At 63.8% G+C, this 26,654-nt stretch carries 20 protein-coding genes; 9 read left to right on the plus strand and 11 right to left on the minus strand.

Annotated features, from left to right (window positions below; all coding sequences use genetic code 11):
- Nucleotides 1-17 precede the first annotated feature (17 nt).
- From IPP90_09925 to IPP90_09940, 4 genes are read left to right on the plus strand one after another with little or no spacing between them, the layout of a single operon-like run.
- A complete protein-coding gene (locus IPP90_09925) occupies nucleotides 18-1,997 on the plus strand; it encodes a PQQ-binding-like beta-propeller repeat protein (protein ID MBL0171032.1) in 1,980 nt (659 codons plus the stop codon).
- Nucleotides 1,998-2,032: 35 nt separating this feature from the next.
- Nucleotides 2,033-2,473: a cytochrome c gene (locus IPP90_09930; protein ID MBL0171033.1), complete on the plus strand. Its 441-nt coding sequence runs from the start codon at nucleotides 2,033-2,035 to the stop codon at nucleotides 2,471-2,473.
- Nucleotides 2,474-2,482: 9 nt separating this feature from the next.
- Nucleotides 2,483-4,036: a sulfatase gene (locus IPP90_09935; protein MBL0171034.1), complete on the plus strand. Its 1,554-nt coding sequence runs from the start codon at nucleotides 2,483-2,485 to the stop codon at nucleotides 4,034-4,036.
- Nucleotides 4,037-4,095: 59 nt separating this feature from the next.
- Nucleotides 4,096-6,618: a glycoside hydrolase family 127 protein gene (locus IPP90_09940; GenBank protein MBL0171035.1), complete on the plus strand. Its 2,523-nt coding sequence runs from the start codon at nucleotides 4,096-4,098 to the stop codon at nucleotides 6,616-6,618.
- Nucleotides 6,619-6,740: 122 nt separating this feature from the next.
- Here the strand turns inward: IPP90_09940 and IPP90_09945 are convergent, their stop codons facing one another.
- From IPP90_09945 to IPP90_09955, 3 genes are read right to left on the minus strand one after another with little or no spacing between them, the layout of a single operon-like run.
- Nucleotides 6,741-8,282 carry a sugar ABC transporter ATP-binding protein gene (locus IPP90_09945; protein ID MBL0171036.1) on the minus strand — a complete coding sequence of 514 codons (1,542 nt, stop codon included), beginning with the start codon at nucleotides 8,280-8,282 and terminating at the stop codon, nucleotides 6,741-6,743.
- A complete protein-coding gene (locus tag IPP90_09950; protein ID MBL0171037.1) occupies nucleotides 8,283-9,320 on the minus strand; it encodes a substrate-binding domain-containing protein in 1,038 nt (345 codons plus the stop codon).
- Between the two features lie 37 nt (nucleotides 9,321-9,357).
- Nucleotides 9,358-10,419 carry an ABC transporter permease gene (locus IPP90_09955; GenBank protein ID MBL0171038.1) on the minus strand — a complete coding sequence of 354 codons (1,062 nt, stop codon included), beginning with the start codon at nucleotides 10,417-10,419 and terminating at the stop codon, nucleotides 9,358-9,360.
- 93 nt (nucleotides 10,420-10,512) lie between these two features.
- On the opposite strand from IPP90_09955, the gene IPP90_09960 reads away from it, so the two are divergent.
- The 4 genes from IPP90_09960 (at nucleotide 10,513) to IPP90_09975 (ending at nucleotide 14,463) form a co-directional block, all read left to right on the plus strand.
- Nucleotides 10,513-12,006 (plus strand): L-fucose/L-arabinose isomerase family protein, encoded by a 1,494-nt coding sequence (locus tag IPP90_09960; protein MBL0171039.1) that lies wholly within the window; start codon nucleotides 10,513-10,515, stop codon nucleotides 12,004-12,006.
- Between the two features lie 2 nt (nucleotides 12,007-12,008).
- Nucleotides 12,009-13,598: a ribulokinase gene (locus IPP90_09965; protein ID MBL0171040.1), complete on the plus strand. Its 1,590-nt coding sequence runs from the start codon at nucleotides 12,009-12,011 to the stop codon at nucleotides 13,596-13,598.
- Between the two features lie 71 nt (nucleotides 13,599-13,669).
- Entirely contained in the window at nucleotides 13,670-14,005 is a 336-nt protein-coding gene (locus tag IPP90_09970; GenBank protein ID MBL0171041.1) for a ribbon-helix-helix protein, CopG family, read from the plus strand.
- Entirely contained in the window at nucleotides 13,981-14,463 is a 483-nt protein-coding gene (locus tag IPP90_09975; GenBank protein ID MBL0171042.1) for a hypothetical protein, read from the plus strand. The genes IPP90_09970 and IPP90_09975 overlap by 25 nt, the downstream gene beginning before the upstream one ends.
- 13 nt (nucleotides 14,464-14,476) lie before the next feature.
- On the opposite strand, the gene IPP90_09980 is transcribed toward IPP90_09975, so the two are convergent.
- Nucleotides 14,477-16,444 carry a sulfatase-like hydrolase/transferase gene (locus IPP90_09980; GenBank protein MBL0171043.1) on the minus strand — a complete coding sequence of 656 codons (1,968 nt, stop codon included), beginning with the start codon at nucleotides 16,442-16,444 and terminating at the stop codon, nucleotides 14,477-14,479.
- Nucleotides 16,445-16,757: 313 nt separating this feature from the next.
- On the opposite strand from IPP90_09980, the gene IPP90_09985 reads away from it, so the two are divergent.
- On the plus strand, nucleotides 16,758-18,914 hold the full coding sequence (locus tag IPP90_09985; GenBank protein MBL0171044.1) for an Ig-like domain-containing protein: 2,157 nt from the start codon (nucleotides 16,758-16,760) through the stop codon (nucleotides 18,912-18,914).
- A 322-nt stretch (nucleotides 18,915-19,236) separates the two neighbouring features.
- Here IPP90_09985 and IPP90_09990 read toward each other — a convergent pair whose 3' ends face one another.
- The 7 genes from IPP90_09990 to IPP90_10020 form a co-directional block, all read right to left on the minus strand.
- Nucleotides 19,237-20,226: an ABC transporter substrate-binding protein gene (locus IPP90_09990; GenBank protein MBL0171045.1), complete on the minus strand. Its 990-nt coding sequence runs from the start codon at nucleotides 20,224-20,226 to the stop codon at nucleotides 19,237-19,239.
- Between the two features lie 5 nt (nucleotides 20,227-20,231).
- Nucleotides 20,232-21,836 (minus strand): hypothetical protein, encoded by a 1,605-nt coding sequence (locus IPP90_09995; protein MBL0171046.1) that lies wholly within the window; start codon nucleotides 21,834-21,836, stop codon nucleotides 20,232-20,234.
- 96 nt (nucleotides 21,837-21,932) lie between these two features.
- Nucleotides 21,933-22,664, minus strand: coding sequence for an L-ribulose-5-phosphate 4-epimerase AraD (araD, locus tag IPP90_10000; protein MBL0171047.1), 732 nt, complete (start codon nucleotides 22,662-22,664; stop codon nucleotides 21,933-21,935).
- 1,650 nt (nucleotides 22,665-24,314) lie between these two features.
- A complete protein-coding gene (locus IPP90_10005; GenBank protein ID MBL0171048.1) occupies nucleotides 24,315-24,485 on the minus strand; it encodes a twin-arginine translocation signal domain-containing protein in 171 nt (56 codons plus the stop codon).
- A gap of 97 nt (nucleotides 24,486-24,582) precedes the next feature.
- On the minus strand, nucleotides 24,583-24,786 hold the full coding sequence (locus tag IPP90_10010; protein ID MBL0171049.1) for a hypothetical protein: 204 nt from the start codon (nucleotides 24,784-24,786) through the stop codon (nucleotides 24,583-24,585).
- 80 nt (nucleotides 24,787-24,866) lie between these two features.
- Nucleotides 24,867-25,337 (minus strand): GNAT family N-acetyltransferase, encoded by a 471-nt coding sequence (locus IPP90_10015; protein MBL0171050.1) that lies wholly within the window; start codon nucleotides 25,335-25,337, stop codon nucleotides 24,867-24,869.
- 4 nt (nucleotides 25,338-25,341) lie between these two features.
- Nucleotides 25,342-26,643: a hypothetical protein gene (locus IPP90_10020; protein ID MBL0171051.1), complete on the minus strand. Its 1,302-nt coding sequence runs from the start codon at nucleotides 26,641-26,643 to the stop codon at nucleotides 25,342-25,344.
- Nucleotides 26,644-26,654: the final 11 nt, after the last annotated feature.

Raw genomic sequence — 26,654 nt, forward strand, 5'->3', positions numbered from 1 at the left:
TCGCGCCGTCGCTTGCCCTGGCTGCTGCGTTCATCGTGGCGCCGGCGCTTGGGTCGGCCCAGCAAGTCGCAAGCAAGTCGTTCAGCACCGCCAGCGGCGAGTGGCCCAGTTACACCGGTGACACGCGTGGCTCGCGCTATTCGCCATTGGACCAGATCACCGCCGCCAATTTCGGCACGCTGGAGGTGGCCTGGCGATTCAAGACCGATCAACTGGGTCCGCGTCCGGAGTTCAAGCTGGAAGGCACACCACTCATGGTGGGGGGCGTGCTGTACACCACCGGCGGCACTCGACGGGCGGTGGTGGCGCTCGACGCGACGACGGGCGAACTGCTGTGGATGCACAGCGAGAACGAAGGCGAACGCGGGGCCGCGGCTCCACGCCCGCTCTCCGGCCGTGGCCTGTCGTATTGGACCGATGGCAAGAGCGCGCGCATTCTGTATACCACGCCCGGGTATCGACTGGTGGCGCTGGACGCGCGTACGGGTGCGCGCATTCTGAGCTTCGGTGACAGCGGTGCGGTGGATCTCAAGAAGGACATGGACTCGCCGGTGTTGCCGGATCTTGTCACCGGTGAAATCGGCTATCAGGGTGCGCCAGTGATCGGGCGCGATGTGGTGATCATCGGTGCCGCGTTCCGTGAGGGGGGCGCGCCCAAGTCATATCGGAACAACAAGGGCGACATTCGCGGTTTTGATGTGCGCACGGGCCGGAAGCTGTGGACCTTTCATACCATTCCGCGCAAAGGCGAGTTTGGTTACGACACGTGGTTGGATGGATCGGCTGACAATGCCGGCAACACAGGTGTGTGGACGCAGATCACCGTTGACGAGGAACTTGGGCTGGTGTATTTGCCCGTCGAGTCGCCCACCGGCGACTACTACGGCGGCCATCGTCCGGGCAACAATCTCTATGGCGAAAGTCTGGTGTGCGTGGATCTGCGTACCGGCGTGAGAAAGTGGCACTACCAGATGGTACGGCATCCCATCTGGGATTTCGATCTCGCGGCGGCGCCGATTCTTGCCGATATCACGGTTGACGGAAAAGCGGTGAAGAGTGTGGCGGTACCCACCAAGCAGGGCATTCTGTACATGTTTGATCGCGTCACCGGCAAGCCGGTATTCCCCTTCGAGGAGCGGGCCGTGGAGAAGGGCGAGGTGCCCGGCGAATGGTATGCGCCCACACAGCCTATGCCCACGAAACCGGCTGCCTATGCGCGCAACGGCGTCACGCTGAACGATCTGATTGACTTCACGCCGGCGCTCAAGGACGCAGGCGTGGCGATGGCCTCGCGTTTCAAACTGGGACCCATCTTCACGCCGCCGGTACTCAGCAAATCAGAAGGGCCACTGGCCACTTTCACGAATGGTCCCACCAACGGCGGCTCCAACTGGCCTGGTGGCTCGTACGATCCGGACACGCACATGCTGTACGTGTCGGCAACCAACGCCTCGCCGTCGCCGCTTGGGCTGGTGGTGCCGCCGCCGGGGGCGTCGGATATGCGCTACGTGCGCGGCTTCGCCCCACAGCCCGGCGGTGGGCGCGGAGGCGGTGGATTCACCGTGCAGGGATTGCCGCTGCTTAAACCGCCCTACGGGACGATCTCGGCCATCAATCTCGATCGTGGCGATATCGTGTGGCAGGTGCCCCACGGTGAGACCCCCGACGCGATTCGCAATCACGAAGCGCTCAAGGGTGTGACTGTGCCACGCACGGGTCAGGCGGGCAGTGTCGGGACGTTGGTGACGAAGACGCTGGTGATTGCCGGTGATCCGGAAGTCACCACCGTCGCACCGCGTCCGCGCGGCGCGATGCTGCGCGCGTACGACAAAGCCAGCGGCAAGGAAGTGGGCGGCGTGATGATGCCCGCACCGCAAAGCGGATCACCCATGACGTATGCCGTGAACGGACGCCAGTACATCGTGGTGGCGGTCAGTGGCGGTCCGTATTCGGGCGAGTACATCGCGTTTCGTTTGCCAACGGCCGGCCCACGGTGAGTTGGCACGCTGGGAGGTCACTGGCACGTCGTGCCGTGGGCCTGTTTGCCGCGCTGGTGGTGGTCCCCGCGCTGGCCAGCGGTGCGCGAGGAACGACCCCGCGCGTGCCGTCGCGCACGCGTGATCGGTCCACCTGGGACAGCGTGTTTACCGCCGAGCAGGCAGCGCGTGGGCAGACGTCATACAATCAGACCTGTGCGCGGTGTCATCGCGAAACGCTGGCGGGCGGTGACGAAGCGCCGGCGCTGACCGGCAGCGCATTCATGAGCAGCTGGAACGGCCAGACGCTGGACGAATTGCATGAGCGGGTGCGCACGTCCATGCCCACCGATACGCCGGGTGTCTATGCCAGACCGATGATCACCGACGTGATTGCTTTTATGCTGCGTTTCAACGGCTTCCCGGCCGGCGCGGTTGAACTGACGCACGAGAACGAAGCGCTGAAAGGAATCCGGTTCGTCGCGGCGAAACCGTAAGGAGGCACCATGAAGTGGCACGCCTTGTTGGTCATGTGGGCGGTCGTGCACGTGCCGATCCAGGCGTCGGCCCAGCGCCCGCGGGTCACTCGTCCGAACATTCTGTACATCATGACGGATGACCATGCCGCGCACGCTATCGGTGCCTATGGATCACGTGTCAACCGGACGCCCAATCTGGACCGCCTGGCCCGCGAAGGCGCCATGCTCACGCGTGTGTTTGCCACGAACTCCATTTGCACGCCAAGCCGGGCGGCCATCCTCACCGGCCAGTATTCGCATGTGAACGGCGTGACCGTGTTCAATCGGTTCGACAGTGAGCGCATGACGGTGGCGCGATTGCTGCAGCAGGGCGGGTACTACACGGGGATGATCGGCAAGTGGCATCTCGGCAGCGATCCGGTGGGTTTCGATCGCTGGGAAATCCTGCCGGGTCAAGGCGTGTATTTCGATCCCGTGTTCTACACGGCCACGGGCGAGTCCACGTATACGGGTCGCTACGCGACTGACGTGATTACCGATCGCGCGTTGGAGGTGCTGCGGCATCGACCACGCGACAAGCCGTTCTTTGTCATGGTGCACCATAAGGCGCCGCATCGTCCGTGGGAACCGGACTCGGCACACGCGGCGCAGTTTGCCGGACAACGAATTCCTGAGCCGGTCACACTGTGGGATACATATGCCACGCGCACCGATGCGCTGCACGAAAACCAGCAACGGGTTGCGGCCGATCTCACCAACCGAGATCTCAAGATGGTGCCGCCCCCGGGCCTGGCAGGGCCGGCCCTCAACCAGTGGCGTGCCATCAAGCCGGATTCCGTCACCACGGTGCTTGAAGGGAAAACCGTCACCCTGAAAGGCGAGCCGTTGATCCGTTGGAAATACCAGCGGTACATGCAGGACTATCTGGCCACCGTGCAGTCGGTGGACGACAACGTGGGACGCCTGCTGGCATACCTGGACTCCAGTGGCCTCGCGCGGAACACCATGGTCATCTACACCAGCGATCAGGGGTTTTTCCTTGGCGACCACGGGCTGTTCGACAAGCGCTTTATGTACGAGGAGTCCATCCGCATGCCGTTCCTTGTGCGCTGGCCGGCGGGCATTGCGCCGCGCACCACCAGCAACGCGATGGCGCTCAATGTGGATTTCGCGCCCACGTTTCTTGACGTCGCGGGACTCCCCGCGTCGCCCGAGATGCAGGGACGGAGTCTGCTGCCCGTGCTGCGCGGGCGCACGCCGGCCGACTGGCGCACGTCGATGTACTATCGCTACTACCACGACCCGGGCGATCACAATACGCGGGCGCACTACGGCGTCCGCACCGAAACGCACAAGCTGATCTACTTCTGGACCAAGGATCAGTACGAGCTGTTCGATCTGGTCAACGATCCGTACGAATTGCACAACCTGTATGGGCAGCCCGGCCTGTCCGCGCTTACCGCCACACTCAAGACCGAGCTGGCCCGTCTCAAGCGGGCGGTGCGTGATGACGATCGGTTTGCCAACGACCAGTTTCCCAATGGGGTCGATGGTCTGGTGGCGCGGCTGCGGGGGAAATAGTTTCCCGGCAGCCGCGTGCGTCTGCAGTTGAACACTCGCCTTCACCTTGTGGTGCACTTATGGACTCTCATCGTCGCACATTTCTCAAGGCCTCCGCAGCCACGACGGCGGCCTTCACGCTGAGCCCACTGCTGACCAAGGCCGAGGCAACGGAATCAGCGCCTGACACGTTGGGTCGCCTCAACGAGACTGATACCGCACCGCTCGCCTTCGAGCGGCGTATGGTGCGCGCGCAGCCCGTGCCCCTGGAACGCGTACGCGTAACGGGCGGGCCGCTCAAGCAGGCCCAGGATCTCACCGCGACCTACCTGCTGTCGCTCGAACCCGATCGCATGCTGGCGTACTATCGCGTGCGCGCAGGACTCACGCAGAAGGCGGAACCGTACACCGGCTGGGACGGCGGCGGGCGGAATCTCACCGGGCACATTGCGGGCCATCACCTGTCGGGTGTGTCGCTGATGTACAAAGCCACCGGCGATGCGCGGTTCAGGGAGCGCGCCGACTATATCGTGCGCGAGCTTGACGAAGTGCAGCGCGTGAACGGCGACGGATACGTGGGCGCACTGGAAGGTTTGCGCGAGGCGTTCGCAAAAGTGTCCAAAGGGGAGATCAAGTCGGGCGGCTTCGACCTGAATGGTCTCTGGTCACCGTGGTACACGTTGCACAAGACATACGCCGGATTGCGGGATGCCTACCGTCACACCGGTAGTGCGCTGGCGTTGAAGGTGGAAATCAAGTTCGCCGCGTGGGCTGAACAGGTGCTGGCGCCGCTGACCGAAACGCAAATGCAATCCATGCTCAACACCGAGCATGGCGGGATGAACGAGATCCTCGCCGACCTGTACGCTGACACCGGTGACGCGCGGTGGCTCGCGTTGTCCCGTCGGTTTGAGCATCAGGCATTCACCACACCGCTCAAGCGGCACCAGGACAATCTCTCCGGCAAGCACGGCAACTGCCAGATTCCCAAGCTCATGGGTTCGGCGGCGCGCTACGGCTACACCGGCGACATGGACGATATCGTGGCAGCGTCGTTCTTCTTCGATCGGGTGGCTCGGCATCACAGCTACGCCAGTGGCGGGCACGGGCTCAATGAGTACTTCGGGCCACCCGACAAGCTCAGCGCCCGGGTGGACGGTCGCGCGGCGGAAACGTGCAACGTGTACAACATGATCAAGCTGTCGCGACGACTGTTCTCGCTGCGACCGGACGGTGCCTATGCCGATTTTCACGAGCGGGCGCTGTTCAACCACATCCTCGCGTCCATTGACCCCACCGATGGGCGCACCTCGTACATGGTGCCGGTCGGGCGCAGTGAACAGCAGGAGTATCAGGACATGCTGCGCGACTTCACCTGCTGCGTGGGATCGGGTATGGAAAGCCACGCCCTGCACGGCCTGGGGGTGTACTACGAGTCAAGCGATACCGTGTGGGTGAATCTGTTTGTGCCGTCCACGGCGCAGTGCGCGGTGGCCAAGGCGCAACTCACCATGGACACGAATTTCCCCGATGGCGACTCGGCCACCATTCGGGTCACCGTTCCCACGCCCAAGTCGTTCACGCTGGCAGTGCGTCGCCCTGTCTGGGCAGGCGACGGTTTCGCCATCGCGGTCAATGGCGTCGCGCTGGAACAACCCAAGCTCTCCACTTTGAACGATCCGGTGGCCGGTGGTCGCGCCGGGGGCATCGGCAACGAGTCGGAAGTGGTATCGAGCGGGTATGTCTCCATCACGCGCACCTGGAAGTCGGGCGATACGGTATCGGTGACACTTCCCAAGTCACTGCACCTGGAGCCTACCGCCGACAATCCGCAGGTCACGGCCATCATGTGGGGACCGCTCGCACTGGCTGGCGAAGTGGGTTCACGAATTGGCCGCACGCCGGAGAACGCGCAAACCACACCGCGCACCGAAGTGCCGATGCTCGTGTCGAGTTCCCGGCAGCCCGGTGATTTCGTGGTGCCGGCGGCGCGAAGCGGTGACTTTCGCATTACCGGTGCACCGCGACGGGCGACTGATGGGGCCGTCGCTGGTGACATAGCGCTCACGCCGTTCTACCGCACGCATCGACGCCGTTACTCGCTGTACTACGACCTGCTGACGCCCGCCGAGTTCGAAAGTCGAGTGGGCGAAATGGCGGCAGCGCGCGCGGCGGCGGCGCGACTGGTCGCCAGTACGGTGGGCTTGGTGCAAGTGGGCGACGTCGCGTCGGAGCGCGACCGCAACTACCAGAGCGACCCGAAAGATCGGGTGGTGGGACGCGCCGAGCGTCGCACGAATCGCGCCGGCACCGGATGGTTCTCGTACGACCTGCCGGTGAGTGCGACTGCACCAATGGCGCTTGTGGTTACGTACTTTGTCGAGCCGGGGTTGCCGGCACCGCTCGGGAACTTCGACGTGTTGGTCGACGGCACGAGCGTGGGACACTATGCGCCGAACCAGGCGGCATCGGCTTTCTATGACGCGGTGTACGACGTGCCGGCTGCGCTGACCGCAGGGAAGGGGAGCGTCACTGTTCGGCTGCAGGCTGTGGGCGCGGGGCGTATAGTGCCGGTGTATGCGATCCGCATGGTCGTGCGGTAAGGCAGGGCAAGGATGAGGGGAGAGGGACATGAGGGGTGAGCAACTGAAGCGTTGAGCGCTAGAGGGGCGAGCCGGCGAGGGCAGGACTGAGCTCTACCCTCGCCGGCTGGCCCCTCTAGCGCTCAACGCTTCGGTTGCTCCCCCCTAAGGCCCTCTCCCCTCAAACCTCCATCAGTCAAGCCCAATCCAGTCATCATCCGCAACAGCGCATCCTGCGTGGCCTCCGCGCGCGACAACTCGCCGCGCAACTGTCCCTCGCGAAGCACCAGTATGCGCGACGACAGCGTAAGCAGCTCCGGCAGCTCGCTGGAAATCAACAGCACCGCCGCGCCCTCTGCGGCGCGTTGATCAATCCAGGCGTGCAATTCGGCTTTCGCGCCGACATCAACGCCGCGAGTGGGCTCGTCGAGTATCAGCAGATCGCTTTCCGCGGTGAGCCACTTGGCCAGCACCACCTTCTGCTGGTTCCCGCCGGACAGCGACGCGACAGGCGCCTCCGGACCGGCGCGCAACGCAACGCGTGCAAAGCTGGTCTGCACGGAGGTGCCTTCCGCCCGGCGATTCACCCAGCCGCCACGCGCGAAACGCGAGAGTGTCGGGAGCGTGGCGTTCTCCCGCGTGCGCATGCCAAGCACGAGTCCCTGTTTCTTGCGGTCCTCGGGAACGAGGCCAATGCCGTGCCGCATCGCGTCGCGCGGACTGCGCATCGTCACCGGCTTGCCTCGCACATACGCCTGCCCCGATACCGACGGGTCGAGGCCAAAGATGGCGCGCGCAATCTCCGAGCGTCCCGCGCCCACGAGTCCGGCCAGCCCAACCACTTCACCGGCGTGCACCGCGAACGACACATCGGTGAAATGCCCGGGTGATGTGAAGTGCTCGACACGCAGCGATTCGGGGCCACGCGGCTTCTCGCCGTGCGTGGCAAAGTACTCGCCGAGTTCACGGCCGATCATCTGCCTCACCAAGGTCGCTTCGCTGAGCGACGTGGCTGGTCGCGTGTCCACGTGCTGCCCGTCGCGCAACACGGTGATCGTGTCGCACAGCCTGTAGATCTCCCCCATGCGGTGCGACACGAACAGTTGCGTCACGCCGCGAGACCTGAGCGATTGCATGAGCGCGTACAGGCGTTCCGCCTCGGCGTCGCCCAGGCTGCTGGTCGGTTCATCGAAGATGATGACCTTGGCGCCCTCCCCCACCGCAGCGGCAATCTGCACCAGTTGCTGCTCGGCGACGCTGAGCGATGCCATTCGGCGGTCGGGATCAATCGACGCGCCGGCGGCCTCAAGCAGTTCCAGTGCGCGCTCACGAAGTGCACTCGACCGAATGAATCCATAGCGCTGCGGCAACGATCGGAGCGACAGGTTGTCGCCAACCGTCAGGTTGTCGCAGAAAGCCAGTTCCTGATGCACCATGGCCACGCCCGCCGCCAGCGCGTCGCGCGGCGAGGCGAAATGCACCGGGACCCCGTCAATCTCCACCGTCCCTGCATCCGGCTGATGCAGGCCGGCCAGGATCCGGCCCAACGTACTCTTCCCCGCGCCGTTCTCACCGCAAATGGCGTGACACGATCCCGGCGCGACGTCAAACGACACGTCGCGCAACGCCACCATGCCGGGAAACCGCTTGGTGACGCGGCGGAATCGAATGCGAGGGACGGACAATTACTTTGGGAGTGCCAGGTACTTGGGATCGACGTCGGAGAAGCCCCACGTTTTGAGCTGCCGAGCCCATTCGCCCAGGTTGTCCATGGACACCCGGACCAACTCCATCTGCACCTTGGCAGGGACGTCCTTCTTGAGGTAGACGTGGTCGAAGATGGTATTCACCGACACGTATCCCCAACTGTAGGTGGGCTGGGCAAACAGCACGGGCGCCAGTCCCGTTTCCACATAGGCCAGCTCGGCGGGCAACGCGTCGATGGACACGATCTTGATCTTCTTGGGGTCAAGATCGGTGAGCAGGGTGCGGGTGAACAGTGCCCAACCGCCAATCATCGCAAACCCGTTGATGTCGGGATACGCGTTCTTGATGCGTAACACCTCGGCCGCCGCGTCCTGCGGCGTTTCGGCATGATAGAACGCATTGACGACGGTAATGCCCGGGTACTTTGTGGCGGTCTCGCGCACCCCTTTGACACGAGCCTGCAGATTCGGCGCGTTCTGATTGCCGGCGATAATGGCGATCCGGCCTTTGCCCCCCATCTGCTTTGCCAGCTCCTCCATGACCTGGACGCCCATTTTCGCATCATCGCCGCCGTAGAACGAAAAACGCTTGGAGTCCGGCACATCGCTGTCAAACGTCATCACTGGCACGCCGCGATCGACGGCTTCATTCACGGCTCCCTGCACTTTGCTCGCGTCACTGGCCGACAGCAGAATGGCATTGGCTCCGGAGTTCACCGCCTCGGCGATGCGCTGTGATTGCACGGCGCCGTCTTCGTTTGGCGGCGTCAGCCAATCGATCTTCACCGTGATGCCGTGCGTTTTGGACAGTTCAGCCGCGGCCGCATCGGCGCCTTGACGTCCCGAGAGAAACACGGGATTGGTGGAGCTCTTGGCGATCATGGCAATCGTGAATGTCTTGGCGGCCGCCGAGTCGGTGGTCTTGGCGGCGTCACTGCCACGGCCACACGCGCTGAGCGTGAGAGCACCGGCCAGAAGTAGGAGGGAGCGTCGAGACTGCAGGGACTGTGTACGCATGGAAACCCCAGTGAAAGTCGGAGGGAGACTCACGGTCTCATGCACTCCTGGAAAACCGCTCGGACAACCGTTTGAAGCCGCGCTGATCGAGCACCACCGCAACAATCAGCGCGGTGCCGATGATGATCCACTCATAGTTCTGGTCGAGATGCAACGTACGAATGCCTTGTCGCATCATCACAATGAGCAGCGCGCCAAGCATGGCACTGATCGCGCTCCCCTTACCGCCCGACAGGGAGGCGCCGCCGACCACGGCCGATGCAATGACATACAGTTCGTACCCGTTGGCATCGGACGAGGTGGCCGAGCCGTAGAATGCCGCGCCAAGAAAGGCGGCAGCGCCCGCCAGCAGTCCCGAAACCACAAACACGCCCAAGGTGATGCGCGGGACGTTCAGGCCGGAGTAGCGACTGGCTTCGGGGTTGCCGCCGATCGCGAAGATGTGTCGGCCCCATATGGTGCGGGAGAGATACAACCCGCCCACGACGGTCACCATCAGCATGCTCAGCAGGGGAACCGGATACAACGCCGTGCCGAGTCCCAGCGGCGCCTTCGCCACTGCGGTGAGCGCCTGCGGCACGAGAATGCTCTCGGCGTGGCTGCTCACGAAGGCGATGCCGCGCAAAATCCACATGGTGCCCAGGGTGATGATGAATGGATGGACGCCGAGTCCGATGACCATCACGCCGTTGGCAACGCCGCAGCCGATACTGACGAGGAGACAGGTCCCCAGTCCGACCGCCACGGTGGTGGAAGGATCCATGGGCCCGAGGGCGCGCAAGACCATGGCCATCACCACGCCTGCCAGCGCGTAAATCGCGCCCACCGACAAATCGATGCCGCCGGCTATGATGACCAGTGTTGCCCCCACGCCCATGATGGCGAACGCGCTCGCGTCGGTGGCCATCTGGATGAGGGTGTAGCGATTGAGGAAGTTGTTCACCACCTCGCCCGATTGCGGGTCAATGTGGGACCCGGCGCCCATGGTGAGGGCAGTGCCCAACAGCAGGAGCACGACCACCAGTCCGAACTGCTGTGAGCGCAGAATGGACCCGCGGAACTGACCGAGCAGCGATGGTGGCGCAGCAGCGATATTCACGGCGTCTGTCTGACGTATTTGTCCAGTGGGCGGGAACGCTGTAACATACGGACGCCACCATGCCCGTCAACGTATTTCATCTCGCCACTTGTCATGACCATCCATAAGCTGGAATCAAATGTTGGCGGCAAGGCGACGGCCGCACGCACGGCGAAAACTGCCAGGCCCGCGACCCCGGTCCCGCATCGGGTGACCCTGGGCGTAATCGTGGGCAATCGGGGCTTCTTTCCGGGGCATCTGGCGGCCAGCGGGCGCGTCGATATCCTACGGGCACTCGAGGAAGAGGGCATCGATGCGGTGATCATCGATGCCGCTGCGTCCAATCATGGCGCCATCGAAAGCCGCGACGAAGCCAGAGCGTGCGCCGACCTGTTTCGACAGCACCGCGATCGGATCGACGGCGTCGTGGTCACGCTGCCCAACTTCGGCGATGAACGTGCCGTGGCCGACACGCTTCGGCTGGCCGGACTCCACGTGCCCGTGCTGGTGCACGCCACCTCGGACGATCCGACCAGAATGCAGATTGACCATCGACGGGACGCGTTCTGTGGCAAAATGTCGGTGTGCAATGTGCTCACGCAGTACGGCATCCCGTATTCGCTGACCTCGATGCACACCCAGCGCCCCGAGTCGCCCGGCTTCCGGCAGGACTTGCGCGGCTTTGCCGCCGTGTGCCGCGTGGTGAAGGGATTGCGGGGGGCGCGCATCGGGGCCATTGGCGCGCGACCGGCGGCCTTCAAGACCGTGCGCTACAGCGAGAAGATCCTTGAGCGCACCGGCATCTCGGTCGAGCCAATCGACCTGTCGGAAATCATGGGTCGCATCGCGCGCCTGGCCGACAGTGATGTGGGTGTGAAAGCCAAGCTGGACGAGATGAAAGCCTATGTGGAGACCAGTGGCATTCCCGACGTGCCGCTGCTCAAGATGGCCAAGTTGGGGTTGGTGATGGAGCGCTGGATGAAGGAGGTGGATGTCACCATCAGCGCCGTGCAGTGCTGGACCAGCATGGAGGAGTACTTTGGCGTCGTGCCATGCACCGTGATGAGCATGCTGAGCAACGCCAATCTCCCCAGTGCCTGCGAAGTGGACGTGATGGGTACCATCAGCATGCATGCCCTCACACTCGCTTCGCAGACTCCCGCTGCGTTGTTGGACTGGAACAACAACTACGGTGACGATCCCAACAAGGCCGTCTGCTTTCACTGCAGCAACCTGCCGCGCGATTTCTTCGAGTCGCACACCATGGACTACCAGGCCATCATTGCCGGCACGGTGGGGCGCGAGAACACCTATGGCACCATCGTCGGCAAGGTGAAGGCGGGGCCCATGAGTTTCGCGCGCTTCTCCACCGACGACGCGACCGGTGTCATTCGCGGATACGTCGGCGAGGGGCAGTTCACCAGTGACCCGCTGTCGACGTTCGGCGGTGCTGGCGTGGTGGAGATTGCCGGACTGCAAGCGCTGCTCAAGCACATTTGTCGCAACGGATTCGAGCATCATGTGGCTGGTACCTTTTCGCATGTGGCCGATGCCGTCCATGAGGCGACCACGCGCTACATGGGGTGGGATGTACTGAGGCACGGCTGACCATGACGGTCGTGGCCGGAGTGGATTTCGGCACGCAGAGTGTGCGCGTGTCCATCGTGGACAGTGTGCGCGGGGTGATCGGGCATGGCGTGTCCGAGTATCCGGTGCAACGCCGGGCCAGCGATCCTGATTTCGCCACGCAGTCGCACGCGGCGCACATGAGGGCGCTGGTGGACGCCATGCGTGCAGCGCTGCGCGACGCAGGTGTCGACGGTAATGTGGTGCGTGCGCTGGCACTCGATACCACGGGCTCCACCGTGATCCCGGTGGGCGAAGGACTGGAGCCACTCGACGACTACTATCTGTGGTGCGATCATCGGGCGAAGGATGAAGCGGCACGCATTACGGCCGTGGCGCACGAGCTGAAACTGCCGGCCATCGAGTGGTGCGGCGGCGTGTATTCGTCGGAGTGGGGCTTTGCCAAGCTCTTGCATTGGTTGCGCCACAATCCCGACAAGCGCTCGCAGTTTGTGACGGCGCTCGAGCATTGCGACATGGTGGCCGCAGTCCTGTGTGGTATCACCGACGCCGCGAAAGTGCCCCGCAGCATTTGCGCCATGGGCCACAAGTGGCTGTGGAATGCGTCGCTGGGCGGCTATCCGCCGGAAGCGTTCTTTGTGGCCGTCGACCCGCTGTTGGCCGGCATGCGTGACAAGCTGAATGGACCGTATCGGACGTCCGAGTCCATCGCCGGCGCGTTGTGCCCGGCATGGGCCGGGCAACTCGGACTGACGGCGGGCATTCCGATTCCGGTGGGAGCGTTTGATGCACACTGGGATGCGGTGGGCGCCGGCGTGGCGGAAGGGGACATTGTGAACGTTATTGGCACCGCGACGTGCATCATGGGCATCGCGCACAGCGCGGGGCTGGTGCCCGGCGTGTGCGGCGTGGTGCCGGGATCGATTCATCCGGACTATATGGGCATCGAGGCCGGACTGTCGGCGTGCGGCTATTTGTTCGAATCGCTGGCGGCACGAACCGGGCGAAGCGTTGGAGAGCTGTCGGTGGGCCTTGACCACTATCAAGCCGGACAGACCGGCCTGCTGCGGCTCACGTGGGACAACGGCGATCGCACCGTGTTGGTGAATCCAAACCTGGGCGGCGTCACGCTGGGGTGGAATCTCAACAGCACGGCTGAAGACGATCTCTACGCCGCTATCGAAGGGACCGCCTTTCACACCCGTGTCATCTTCGATCGCATGCGCGAGCACGGCGTGCCGATCCGTCGCGTCATTCACGGTGGCGGCATCCCGCAGAAGAGCGAAGTGCTGAATCAGGTCTACGCCAATGTGCTCAACATGCCGGTGCTCGTGCCGGAGCGTTCGATCACGAGTTTGGGCAGCGCCATCTTTGCGTTTCTCGCGTGCGGCGAGTTTACCGGTATCGAACAGGCGCAGGCCGCATTGTGCCCGCCGTATCGGGAAGTGCTGCCTGATGCGCGCAGTGTGGCGGTGTATGAGCGGCTGTATCCGGTGTATCGCCAGTTGTACTTCGCGATGGGGACGCCGGATTCGCCGCCAACGGCGATGGGGCAGGTGCTGCCAATGGTTCGAGGGATTGCCGCTGAGGTGCGCCACGGGCGTGGCGGATAGCGCGGACAGTCGCTCAGCCCCCTTGCGAATCCCCGCTTGACGGACTGCGGTATGAGGGAGTAGTATTGGGTATGACCGCATACGCAAAAATCGCGATCTCGCTACCGCCGGACGATCTCGCCGCCGCCGACCGTTTGGCGCGCGCGCAGGATCGTTCGCGCAGCTGGATCGTGGCCGAGGCGATCCGACGATACGTCGCCGAGCAGGAGCGGGAGAGCGTGCATGCCCTCGGATCGTCGCGCGCCGCGCAGGTGAAGCGCGACCTTGCGCTGACGGCCACCGAGCGGATCCGCGAGGCCGACGAACTCGGCGTGCTTTCCGTGGCGTCGTCACGGCCCATCGAGCAACCGCGCACGTTCCAAACCTACGACGCATTTGCCAAGTGGCGGCGGCGTGGCCGAACGTGATGGCCACGCAGGTTCGCGTCGCGCGTATTTGCGCACTGCTCAACGCGGCTGACGCGCGGTACGTCGTGGTCGGCGCCACCGCCATGCAGCTCTGGGGCTCGTCGCGCGCCACGCGCGACATCGATGTCCTTATCGAGCCAACGAGGAAGAATGCCGCGCGCGTGATCGCAGCGCTCTCATCGTTGCCATTCGGGGTCGCGCGCGACCTGACGCCGGACGATCTCCTGCAGCGCGGAGTGACGATGATCGGCGACACCCCGAATGTCGATGTGCTCACACGCGCCTGGAACGTGCAGTGGGAGGAGGCGAGTCGCGATATCGCCGTGTTCGATGTCGATGGCGTGCCGGTACCGACGGTTTCGATCGACGTGCTGATTGCCTCGAAGCGTACCGGCCGTCCGCAGGACACCGCAGACATCGCGGTGCTCGAGGCGATCGCGCGGACTCGGCGCGGTTAGAGCCGAGCCTTGCCTATGGTTGACCGTTGACCTGCCGGTTCATCTGCCACCAGGTCAGCGCGCGGAAGTTTTCGAACCGCATCCGCTGCGCAGTCAACGAGTCGCTCGACGTCACCGCAGCGCCCAGTCGCAGCCCCGTCGTGTCCGCCCACGGCCGGAACTCGCCGCCGGCCGCGATAAACGCCCCCGCGTCCGAGATGGCCAGCGCGTCGTTGAACCCGAAGTACCACGGCGACAACGGCGCGTCGCGCGACAGCAGGTTCACTCCGCGGTGGAAGTACCTCGCGTCGGAGAGACTCAGCGCGTAGAGCGTCGGCATGATGTCCTTGTGGCTTCCGACCCTTCGCGGATCGTACTGCAGCGCCAGATGCGCGCGGTACGGCGCGGGGACGTGCACGAAGAACGGGACCGCCTTCGCGAGGACGGCCTCCTCGGCCTCCGGATACGCAACCCCGCGCACATTGTGATCCCCCGTTACCGCGACGATCGTGTGCGCCCCGGGGCCCCCCCGCTCTATCCCCTCAAGGAAGCCTCCCACCGCGTCGTTCGCGTACTGCATTGTCCGCACGACCTGCTCGGGGGCATAGGAGAGCGCCGAGAGCCGGCGTCGCGTTGCGTCGTCGAGGGAAACGGGCCCCGCCTGGTAGGGCGCCGGCACAACATACGGCGGGTGGTTCGTCATGCTGAGGAAGACCATGAACACATGCTCGTTCCTCCGATCCGCCTCCTCCAGTCGCTCGCGCGCGTACCGCAGCGAGTAATCGTCGAACGTGCCCCAGGTTGTCGATCCGGCCTCGGGGTACCGGCGCATCACCTCGTTCTGGTCGATCACCTCGTCGAAGCCCTGCGCCAACAGGAACACGCCGAGGTTCCTCCACGACCCGTTGCCCGACGTGATGAACACCGTCCGGTATCCGCGCTCCTTGTACGGCAGGATGATGTTGCTCACGTACCGCACGCGCTGCTGCCGTGTCTGCGTGATGTAGGAGGCGGGGCTCGACACGAGGAGTCGCACGAGCGATTCCATGGTGCTGTTCCCCTCCGATACGAACCGCGTGAAGGTGAAATCGCGCCGCCAGTAGGGGCGCCACCGCCCCAGCACATCGTTCGCCGCAGAGTCGTCTTGCGCCAAGAGGTGCGTGCCGAGGCTTTCCATGAGCGCCAGCACAACGTGCGGCGGGTTGGCGGCGAGGTAGGCATTGGCTGGCGTGCGCGCGGTGAATGCGTCAACACTGACAGCGCTCCCGCCTGCGGGGACTGCGTCAAACGCCGCGAGCAGCGCGCGCCCCTCGCTGTCACTCGCACGCGGGAACTCGCTCTCGCGCTGGTGGTCCTCTCTCGCCCACTGCAACGCCATAAGCGCATTCGGGGTGAGCATGTTGAGCGCCTTGACGCTCGAGACCTGCGCGTCCTTGCGCTCGAGGGGGACAGCGCTGACCCTCGCGTGGATGCCCAGGCTGTAGGCGGCGAGGCACAGGACCACGATCAGCGCCTCCTGCCAATGCGGGCGCCGTCGCCATGGCGCAGCAAGAAGGCGGCGCGACACAAAACGGGTCGCCTTCGTCGTCACGATCGCGGCGACCACGATGGCGAGCGTCACCCACACGACTGGGTAGTCCGCGACGATGGTGGACAGCACTGCCCGCGTATCGTCCTCAACGAGCCCGTACACGAACACGTCGAAGTAGGTGCCGAACGTCACATAGTAGAAGTAGTTCGCGATGGCCGCGAGCGCCGCCGCCGTGACGAGCGTCGCGATGACGAGCGGGAGGCGCGCGGCGTAAGACCGTGCGGCGCGCGGCCATGCCAGCAGGATGAGCCCGGCGATCGTCAACGGCGCGAGCATGATCGCTCCCACCCGGATGTCGTACCGAAGGCCGTAGTTGAACATCCGGACGACCTCGGCGAGGCGCTCGCGCACCTCAGGGCCCTCGATGATCGCGGCGAACATCCAGACGCGGGCGATCATGAACACGACCACGAACGCGGCCAGTCCGGCCGCTATCGTGCCAATGAGCGCCCGGAGTGTTGTCGCGCGCGTGATCGCTGCCGGTGTGTGCGGCGTAGTGGGGACCATAGCAGCCGAAGTTGACTGGGCTGGCTGCGGCCGTCAAGCGTCCCTGTTTCCATTGTGCCGCCAGCTATACTTCGCGATGGGGACGCCAGATTTGCCTCGAACGGCGATGAGGCAGGTGCTGTCACTGGTTCGAGCGATTGCCGCTGAGGAGCGCGCTCGCGTTGTCGATTGACCGACGTGCGGGTGTTGCACCCACTTTCGCCAGGGCACAGTCTCCATGCGCATTGTCTCAGGTTGTCAGGTCGCTGGCCGGTTGCGCGGTGCGCTGGCACTCGCGCTCACCTTGGCACTCAACGGTTGCAGCGGCGGTGATGCGCCGGCACCCACGCCGCCGACGCCGGTACCTAATACACTGACCGTGTCGCTCGGTGTGCTCTCTGTGACCGTTGGTCAGGGCACTACTGCGAGCGCCAGTGGTCAAGACCAGAACGGTGCGGGCATAGCGACCGGATCGATTGTCTGGAGTTCAAGCGCCTCAGCAGTCGCCACGGTCGATGCGGGGGGCGTAGTCACCGGCCTCACGCCAGGGCAGGCCCAGATCATCGCCAGTGCAGGCAGTCGTCAGGGTCAGGCCACGATCACGGTACAGCAGGCACCCGTCGCGACGGTTGTCGTCTCACCAGCCACAGCCACGCTCGAAATCGGCGAAACACGCCAGCTGGTTGCCTCCACGTTGAACGCTGCGGGGGCGCTCCTCAGTGGCCGCACCATTGTCTGGACATCGAGCGACTCGGCGAAGGTGCGTGTTTCGGCCGCGGGTCTGGCCACTGCGGTGGCGCCGGGTACCGTCAACCTATCCGCCAGCAGTGAAGGGAAGAGCGGATCAACCGCTATCGCTGCCACCGCCATCCGGGTTGCGTCGCTCACGATTGCGGCACTGGTGGCTCCGATTGCACCTGGACAGACGGCCCAGTTGCGCGCCGTGGCCACGGACAGTGCTGGCAATACTCTCACGGGACGCGCAATATCGTGGCGATCCCAGTATACAACGATTGCGTCGGTGTCAGACACCGGTCTCGTCACTGCTGTGAGCGGCGGCGAGTCGACCATCACGGCCAGCGCGTTCAGCAAGGTCGGCAGCGCCATGGTCACGGTGTCCCGCACGAATGCCACGCAATGGACGGAAGTCGCACGCCTGCAAGGTACGGCGAATCTGAGCAATGGAGTGTCGGCAGTGTTGCGGTACGCCGATGGATCGTCGCTGGCCGTCTTCTCGGGTCCAACGTGGGACGCGCCACGAAATCAGTTTTCCTGCATGCCGATCGGATATGCGGCGGTGCGCATTGCCAGTGGTCCGGTATTGTCGACGGTGACCATTGTTGGTACCGCTGACGTCCTGCATCACAATGTGGCCACCGTGGGGGATTTCGACGGTGACGGGCAACCGGACCTCTTCTTCGGCAACATGGGGTGCGACCGCACTCCGTACCCTGGTGAGCGGAACTCCGTACTCTTCGCGCGCGGCGGAGGATTGCTGGACGCCAGCGCCGCCTTGCCGCCCATCAACGCATCGACCCATTCGACCGACGCGGCCGATGTGCGCGGCATCGGCGTATCGGATATCATGGTCACGATTGCCGGCAACTTTGGCTGCAACCAATCCCTTCCAACGTACGTCACCAATCCGCGACCTTCGTTTACCCTCGGTTGTCCCCTCACCGTGGGTCCCTATCTGCTGCGCAGCAATCGCGACGGCACCTTCACGTACGATGCGAACAGTCTTCCGGACTCGGTGGCGAGAGCGCCCAACCCGCCGATTCCCAGCTGGAATTGGATGTTCAACAGCACGCTGCTCGACGATGTGACCGGCGATGGGATGCCGGATCTCCTGCTGGCAACGGCCGGCAACGCGCCGTCAGCCGGGGTGATGTACCCGAACGACGGACACGGTGGTTTCCGCACGGCGCCCGTACGGATGCCGACTGGGCTATTTGGGGCGGCGAGCACCTCGGTGGTGAAAATGCGCCAGTGGACGTTCGGCGGCCGGCACGTGGTGATCCTGTCGTCGGTCGCGGATCTCTACCAACGGAGTGGACTGCAGTTCCTCGAATATGTCGGCGGTGCGTTTCGGGACATCACATCGGAACTGATGCCAACCTACGGCAATAGCTTCTATGTCCAGGACTTTCATGTGGCGGATCTCGACCTCGACGGATGCCCAGACCTCGTGCTCGACGAAGCCAACCCCGGCCCGAACGACATCACCGTCTGGGTGTGCCGAAACGGTAAGTTCGTACCCGCCCCGCAGCCGGCCGCGCGCATGGGATTGCACCCGGTCTGGATTGATGGTCGCCCGATGTTGCTGAGCATGCAGGCGCCGCTGGGGGGTGTGACGCCGGTGGCGACGACGGTTCGACTGTACGACTTGCGATGATTCGTTGCGTCACTCTGGAGCAGGGTGGGGTGTTTGGGGAAATGGGTTTAACAAATGGATTAACCAAGCGGCAAATACCATATGAAAACCACCGTGACACTCGACAATGCGGGCCAAGTTGTCATACCGAAGTTCGGCGAGCGAAATTCCCACAGTGCAAGACCGAAAGCGACGTTGACGGGCCGCAGCCACTCGGACCGACGATGCAGGCACGGGTGTTCGTGAACAATCACTGACACATCGGTCAGCGCCTCAACCGTGCCACCGTCACCAACGAACGTATGGCCAACGCCGGCGCAGCCGAAATGCCGTGCCGTCGCACTCACCGTTTGCGCGGCTCGGCCGCGCGGTCGCTGGCCATGACGAACGATGAGTCCCACACCGCGCTCTCGGATACGGCTTGGTCCAGCAAACCTTCCGCGCGCGCCCATGACTGAAATGTCGCAATACTGCCCCAGTTCGGACGCGCATCGGACTGAAATGCTGGCCAACAGGCGTCGCCGGTGGCTTGGGGTGTTTCTCCTGTTGCCTGCGCGATAATCGTCACGTTCCGCGCCGTCTTGCCCAGGGCGTACTGCGCCAGGCCGCGTCGATAGGCGCGCAGAAAGCGGACGCCGAGATCCGGCTCGCGCGACAGGAATCGCTCGCCGAAGGCAATAACGCCCCACTGGAAATCGGGAGACGACTCCTGAGCGGTCACCCACCGCTGGCCGGCTCCGGCAACCCGCGAGAGCGTTGGCTCCGAAGCCGCGATCGCATCCACGGCCCCCGACTGCAACGAACTCACCATCACGGGAGCCGGCAGACGGAGCGTTTCGATGTCCTCCAGCTGCACGCCACGCTGCGCCAACATGCGACTCACCAGGAAGCGAGTGTATCCGTCCTGACTCGTTCGCATTCGCTTGATCGCCGGTACACCGACCGTGTCGATGCCGCGACGCAGGATGATGCCGAAGTATGGGCATCCGTCGCGCGCGAGGTAGCCCATGCCCGCAACAATGCGTATTCTCGCGCCTTGCGACACGGCTGAGAGGAATCCGGCTGACAACGGTCCTGGCCGCACGTCGAGGTCGCCGGTGATCAGCGCGACGAGCGACTCCTCCGAATGCAGCGCCGAGACGAACTCAATCTCGAGTCCCTCGTTGCGGAAATAGCCCTCGGACTGCGCAATGATGAGCGGTCCCCAGCTGACATACGGTGAGAACGCCACGCGGACCTTGTGCGGGGGGGCACCAGGAGGAGCATCGCCGCGGGTGCTGCACGCACTCACGACCACCATCAACAGCACCCAGGCGAGGCGTGGGCGCGGCATTGGCCTCACGATACCCTCACGCCGACGACCAGTGGCATCAGCTTCCCACGCGCAGTCATCACGGGAACCTCTCGGCGGATGCGAAGCGTACCGGCTTGTCGCCAGCTGTGCAGCGCAAGCGCGCCCGCGACGCCGGTCCGCTCGAGGGCATGGAGCACGAACTCGACGATGGCCGTGTCGTCGCCGAGGGCGATCGTCGGGGCGACGCGCAAGGTGAGTCTTGTAAATCCGTGCTCGTCCTCTTCCTCGACGAATTGGTAGTCGAACGAAGTGCCGCCGAATCGCGCGGGAAGATGCTCATCGAGAATACGCTCCACATTGCTCCCCACCAACGTCACTCCTTCACCCGTGAGCTTGCGGAAACTGCGGATGTCGCGGATGTGCTCTGGAAATCCCAGTGTCTCCCACAGGCATCCGCAGGGCCGTGTGTCCACGGTGCCGTAGTCATCCGACTCGACATTCAACAGCAGTTTCGGTGCCGACGGCAATAGACTCGTGAAGCAGAATGCCGGTACATCGAGGTCAAAACCGGGTACCGGTCTTGAGGCCTGGATCATTGCCAGTTGATCGCGCATGAAGTGTTGGTCGTTGGGGCTCTCGGAATGCAGACAGGACGACCCGACCGATCCCGCCTCAGTGAAAGCGTAACTCGAATGAAAGGTCGCTCCTGATCGAACAATCTGCGCGACTTTCGAAGGCGTCGGCGGTTCGCCACCTCCACGCAACACGGCACCCGTGAGGTCGATACCAGCCTCTGTTGCCGCAATGGCAATGCGGAGAATGCGACTGACCGACGAGTGAATCGTACACGCCCCGACCCGCAGCACCTGCTCACGAGCCCAATGCGCCAGCACGATGGCCTGATCGAAGGGGACATTTCGCGGCCACGCGACTTTCGCTCCGGCCAGTCGGGCCACCGTGAGCGCCGCATGCGTAGCCAGTCGGTACCGTCGTGGAACCGTACGCGCGTTCAGTGCGCGAGCCGTGAACCAGTCCAGCGCGGGCTCCCCCGCGGCCGCCTGCAGAAGCACCGCCTTCAGGCCTCCACCTGGGGGAAGGTCCGACCAACTCGCTGCGGGAATGCCCGAAATGCCCTGGACATGTCGCACCATGATGCGACTGGGGAGCGACGCCTCAAGATGTTCGAGATCGAGAAACACCCGCCGTCCTTCCCCGGTGCTCCCGCCCGTAGTCGTAGCGTAGTAGCGACGCGACGTTACGTTGTCGAAGTCGGACGGCACGGCGTGGATGGTCAGGCTGCCGCGCACGATCGGTTCGAGTCCCTTGAACTCTTCGAAGCGGACATAGACGCCGTCACGACGCAATCGCGTCAGTGTGCCGTCCAGTCCGTCGCTGGCCACCTGTGCGCGAAGGTCACCCAGCGTGCATCCTGCCATCGCGAGCAGCGCGCGATAGGGGCTACGGGGATTGCCGTAGGCACCACGCTCCATCACCGCCAGAAAATTGCGCTCGCGATAGCGCAGTCGCTCCTGAACGATGGCCAAGGCCTGCTGCACCGGCATCTGTAAGCGAACCAGTTGCGGTACGCCGCCCAGAAAACCGGCGAAGGCGCGGAGTTCCGACGCGATATCAGCGCGGCCTACGGCCACGGGCACTCCCAGATGATCATCCTGCCGAATATGGAGTGGATGAGCGTCGCGCACCACCCAGAACGTGCGGCAGAACCAGAGCGAACGCGAGCCGCTTCAGGACCGCTGCCCGTAGTACGCGTCCGCACCATGCTTGCGCAGAAAATGCTTGTCCAGCAACACCCGCGGTATCGCCAGCGCATTCGGCGCGATCTGCAGGGTGTGATACGCCATGGTGGCGACCTCCTCCAGATACGATGCGTGCTCCACCGCGCGCTCAACCGACGCCCCCCAGCAGAAACTGGCGTGATTGGCCACCAGCACCGCCGGCATTGTACTCGCGTCCAACAACTTGAATCGTCGCACAATCGCCAGACCGGTGTTCACCTCGTAGTCTGCCGCAATGGCCGCGGCCGACAACGGTTTGGTCACCGGGATGGCACCATGGAAATAGTCCGCGTGCGTGGTGCCCAGACACGGAATCTCCCGCCGTGCCTGCGCAAATGCCGTCGCGAACATGGAATGCGTGTGCACCACGCCCCCCACCAGCGGGAACGCCCGGTAAAGCGCGGCGTGCGTGGGCAGGTCAGACGAAGGACGCAGGGCGCCGTCAACCACGTTCCCCTGCAGATCGGTCACCACCAATTGGGCCGGCGTCAACGCATCATACGCTACGCCGCTGGGCTTGATGACAATCAGTCCCAACTCGCGATCCACGCCGCTGGCATTGCCAAAGGTGAATCGCGCGAGGCCGCGACGAAACAGCTCGATGTTGGCCTCACACACCGCCTCGCGCAGCGCGCGCGAAACTTGCAGCGCCCGTTTGCGCAACCCACGCGCCGCACTCATGCGATCCCGGCCCGCGTCTTGGCCTCGGCAATAATTGCTGCCATGGTGTCCCGGTGTTTGGTGAAGGTGTCGTCCACCACCTGCAAGGTGGGAATTGCCGTCGGCGAGAGCCCCAGCGTTTCCGTGCGAAAGCGGCCAAAGCCGGCTTCGTGCACGCCACTGCTCCCGCGTCCCGGCGCCGGTGCACTCAGGTGCTGGAAGAACCGCGCATACTTGCGCCACCGCCCGCCGCCGCCGGCGTGATACATGGGGATGAATTCATACAGCGCGTCGTACGGCATCTCGCCAACGCCCACTACTTTCGGATACTTGGCGCGCAGATTCCGCACCAGTTGCCGGGTGCCTTCGTGCATGTCGCCGTTGGTGCTGTTCACGTGCCCACCCACAATATCCAGAAAGTATGCGTCCACATCAAACCGTTCGATCATCTCGGCGATGCGCCCCTCCATGTGATGACGCCACGTGTCGTCGCCAAGATTCATGTAGGTGAGCCACCCATCCTGATGCCGGTCGTTGTTCCAGTCCACCCAGTTCAGGTTGTAAATATCACCGTCAATCTTGTGCGTGGCGCCCGACGCCACCTTGGCATACACCGGCTGCTTGCGGTTGGCTGAATTCGTGCCGTACATCGGCATCATCTTGAAGCCAAGCTTCCGGGCCTCACCAATAAGTGTGCGGAATCCCTTCTCGCCACCCATGCGCTGCGGTACCACATAGTTGGGATAGTCCCAGTAGTATCGTCCATCCCACGACGCCAGAAACACCAGCACGCGCTCGGCGGGAATCTGTGTGGCCATCCATCGCAGAATCGCCAATTGCTGGGCGTAGTCGTTGAACATGAAGCCCGTGTAGTGCATGCCGTGCAGCGTGGTCACCATGGCGATGTCACGCATCCACGCCGGCACATCCTGGCGCGTTTCCCAACTCGGGAGATTGTACGCCTTCTCGATGTGGGTCATGTGTGGCGTCATCGCGTCTTCAAATGTCGCGGCATGACCCAATTGCCATCGTGGTACCACCACGCGCGTGTCGTTGCGCCAGGCGTCGTGCTCGTAGATGGCTTCCAGCCGAAACGCCCGTTCGCCTGCCTGATAGTAGTGGCGCTTGGGGCGCACCTTGGCGTCCTGAGACGTGAGGTACAGGAAGTCCGCCTCGGCGGCCTGCAGAATGGACACCGCCGTCGTCATGCTTTGCGGTGTGCCCGCCCCGTGCAGGTCGCCAGCGCCAAATGTGTAGCCACCCAGCACGTCGCCGTCGCGCGTGTCGTTCAAGGCGCCGCCACCAAACGACACCTTGCCGCGTGGAATGTCGCGAATGACCGTGGTGACTGTCTTGATGGGTTTCCCCATTTCGGCCACGATATCCCAATCGATGGTGCGACCCGTGCGGGTGAACCGTACCGTCACCGTGCCGGGAGACTTCTCCTGTCCGCCCGCCCACACCAGTCCTGTGCACGTCAGCTCAAGCGCGTCGGCAGTGCCGCTGGCTCGCATGAGCGCACGATCAAGGCTGTACGTGTTCTCCTCGGTGAAGAGCAGAAAGCTGAACCGGTGATCGCCGAAAACCACGCCGGGTTCAGGGAAGTCGAAACTGAACCTCATGAACGAGTTGCCGCGCGGCGGAATGAACACGTCGCTGGTTGAGTACAGCTCAACCACATCGCCGGGCGCGTACGCGGCGCGAATGTCGATCGGGACGGCCGTGGCCGGGGTCTCGGCTGGCGTGATGTTCGCCAGGCCGGTCACCAGGTCCAGCGGCGCCAGTGCCACCGGCAACGCCAGCGGTCTTGATCCAGTCACGTCGCGAAAACGGCTTGGTCATCGGGGCAGGGAGGAAGGAACCCCAAGTATCGGCCCGAAGCGCAAGCGTGTCGAGGGCGCGCAGCGGACCAATCGCCGCGCGCACCTCAGCATTCAAATCAGGGGGCGGAGCCTTGGTCTCGCTGCATCACACGCCGCACCAACCAGATCACCAGCAGGATTGGCGCCACAATGAAGATCAGGACTTTCAGCGCGAGAATCGTGAACAGCCCAACGGCAATCAGCGCCAGCACCGGGATGCCCAGAATCGCCATCGACAGCAGGGGGCGCAGGGCCATCAGACGAAAGAACGAAGCGAGCACGGGAGATTCCTCGGAAGGGTGACGAAGGCCCTACGGCGGGGGCAGCTGTTGGAGTTTCGCCTTCCGCTCGTCCTGTCCCATCAAAGACTGAGCGTCATGTAGACATCGGCCGTTTCATATCGTACGTCCGCCGGCATTTCGGCATGCCGGAACCCCAGCGATTCATACAGGTGGATTGCCGACGTCAGCAGGGTATTGGAGGTCAGCACGACGTCCCGTGCGCCCGCCGCGCGGGCGTACTCGAGCACCGCCAGCGTGAGCCGTCGACCCACACCCCGACCCTGCGCGGCCGGTGTGACGGCTAGTTTCGCCAACTCCATCACCGACGCGGACACCGGGATGGCGGCACAGGTTCCGGTCACTTCGTTGCCATCAAGGGCAAAGAAGATCTGTCCACCCTTCGCCACGATCTGTCCCTCGGGGTCCTCCAGATACACGAGGTCGGCAGCCTCAAGCAGCGCATGGGATTCCAGCCATGCACGGTTGAGGCGCTCAAAGTCGCTCCGAAACTCGGGACGGTACGTCTGGACCGAAAGGGTCGATGCGTTCACCCCTTCACTTGGGCCGATCGCCCTCGTTGGCCAGCATACCGCCTCGTCCCACCATCTGCGCCGCCAGCACGGTCTGTATCACGCTCACCATGTTGTTGGTGGTCGTTTCCGGTGCGCCAACGTCGCCGTTGGAGATAGTAACCATGCGCGCTTCGGCCAGCGCCTGCGCAATGGCTGGCGCGATTGACGGCAGCATTTCAATCTGGCGATAACGGAAGTACGCCTCACCGCCCGCCTGAATGGCCTGATTCACCTTCTGGATACTCTCGGCTGTGGCGTCCGCCACCCGACGAATACGAATGGCTTCGGCGTCCGCAGACGCTTCGGCCTCCAGTCGCACCATTGATGCGTTGGCCCGTGCCTGCGCAATCTGCGTGGCATCGAGCTCCGCCGTGCGCTGCAGTCCTGCTGCTTCCTGTCGCTTGGCCTCGGCTTGCGCGATAAGCGCCGCATTGGCCGCTTTCGTTTGCTCCAGTTCGCGCGTTTTGTCGGAGATGGCGCGTTCAGCGTCAAGCTGCGCTTCCTTGGCACGGCGCGCCTGCATGGCCGACACGATTTCTGCGTTGGCCTGCGCCTCCGCCGCCGATTGACGACGACGCGCTTCGGCCACTTCCGACTGCACAATCTTGATGTTCAGTGAATTGAAGATGAGACCCAAGTCGGTGAGTTCGCGTGAGCACGCCTTGCGAATGATCACCGCCAGCGGATCGTCTTCGTCCTCAATTACGGTGCCGTCGCCATGGGTAGCAGGCACGACCGGCGCTGGCGCCATGCGCACCGGAAGCGAACCTTCCGACGGCGGCAGCAGCGCGCGTGAGGCCGAGGGTGTGGCCTTGGCCGAGAAGAGTTGATCGTGCGTGAGCAGATTGATGGCGCGCCGACCGGAGCTGGACAGCAGGTCGGTGAGCGTGTTCATCTGGTCGGCGGCTTGCTTGGAGAAAAAGCGATTGGCCGCGGTCTTGATGAGGACATCGGAATCGCCGACGGAGACGATGGCGCTGGCCAGCACGCGCACCTTGATAGGCCGCGGCGTACCGGTGTCGTCCACATCCGCCGTTTGGTCGGTGATGTCGAGGTCGACGTTGATCACCTTGCTGGAGATGGTGGTGCCGGTGGTGAGCAACGGGATTTCCTTCGACTTGCCGGGTCCCCGGTAGGTGACGGTCCCACCGGCCAGCCAACTCACCAGGCGAATTTCACCAGCCTCCACATTGCGCAGAAACTTCGCGACGATCACCGGCAGCGCCACGAGAACGAACACGACGACGCCGACAACAATCGCGGTGCTCGACACTAAGCCGTCCATTGATCTGTTCC

This window comes from Gemmatimonadaceae bacterium (assembly GCA_016720905.1).
GTDB lineage: Bacteria > Gemmatimonadota > Gemmatimonadetes > Gemmatimonadales > Gemmatimonadaceae > Gemmatimonas.

Coding starts and splice junctions, on each gene's coding strand:
- IPP90_09935 (MBL0171034.1), top strand. CDS start 2,483: ATGAAGTGGCACGCCTTGTTGGTCATGTGGGCGGTCGTGCACGTGCCG.
- IPP90_09940 (MBL0171035.1), top strand. CDS start 4,096: ATGGACTCTCATCGTCGCACATTTCTCAAGGCCTCCGCAGCCACGACG.
- IPP90_09950 (MBL0171037.1), bottom strand. CDS start 9,320: ATGCGTACACAGTCCCTGCAGTCTCGACGCTCCCTCCTACTTCTGGCC.
- IPP90_09960 (MBL0171039.1), top strand. CDS start 10,513: ATGACCATCCATAAGCTGGAATCAAATGTTGGCGGCAAGGCGACGGCC.
- IPP90_09965 (MBL0171040.1), top strand. CDS start 12,009: ATGACGGTCGTGGCCGGAGTGGATTTCGGCACGCAGAGTGTGCGCGTG.
- IPP90_09970 (MBL0171041.1), top strand. CDS start 13,670: ATGACCGCATACGCAAAAATCGCGATCTCGCTACCGCCGGACGATCTC.
- IPP90_09985 (MBL0171044.1), top strand. CDS start 16,758: ATGCGCATTGTCTCAGGTTGTCAGGTCGCTGGCCGGTTGCGCGGTGCG.
- IPP90_09990 (MBL0171045.1), bottom strand. CDS start 20,226: ATGCCGCGCCCACGCCTCGCCTGGGTGCTGTTGATGGTGGTCGTGAGT.
- araD (MBL0171047.1), bottom strand. CDS start 22,664: ATGAGTGCGGCGCGTGGGTTGCGCAAACGGGCGCTGCAAGTTTCGCGC.
- IPP90_10005 (MBL0171048.1), bottom strand. CDS start 24,485: ATGACCAAGCCGTTTTCGCGACGTGACTGGATCAAGACCGCTGGCGTT.
- IPP90_10020 (MBL0171051.1), bottom strand. CDS start 26,643: ATGGACGGCTTAGTGTCGAGCACCGCGATTGTTGTCGGCGTCGTCGTG.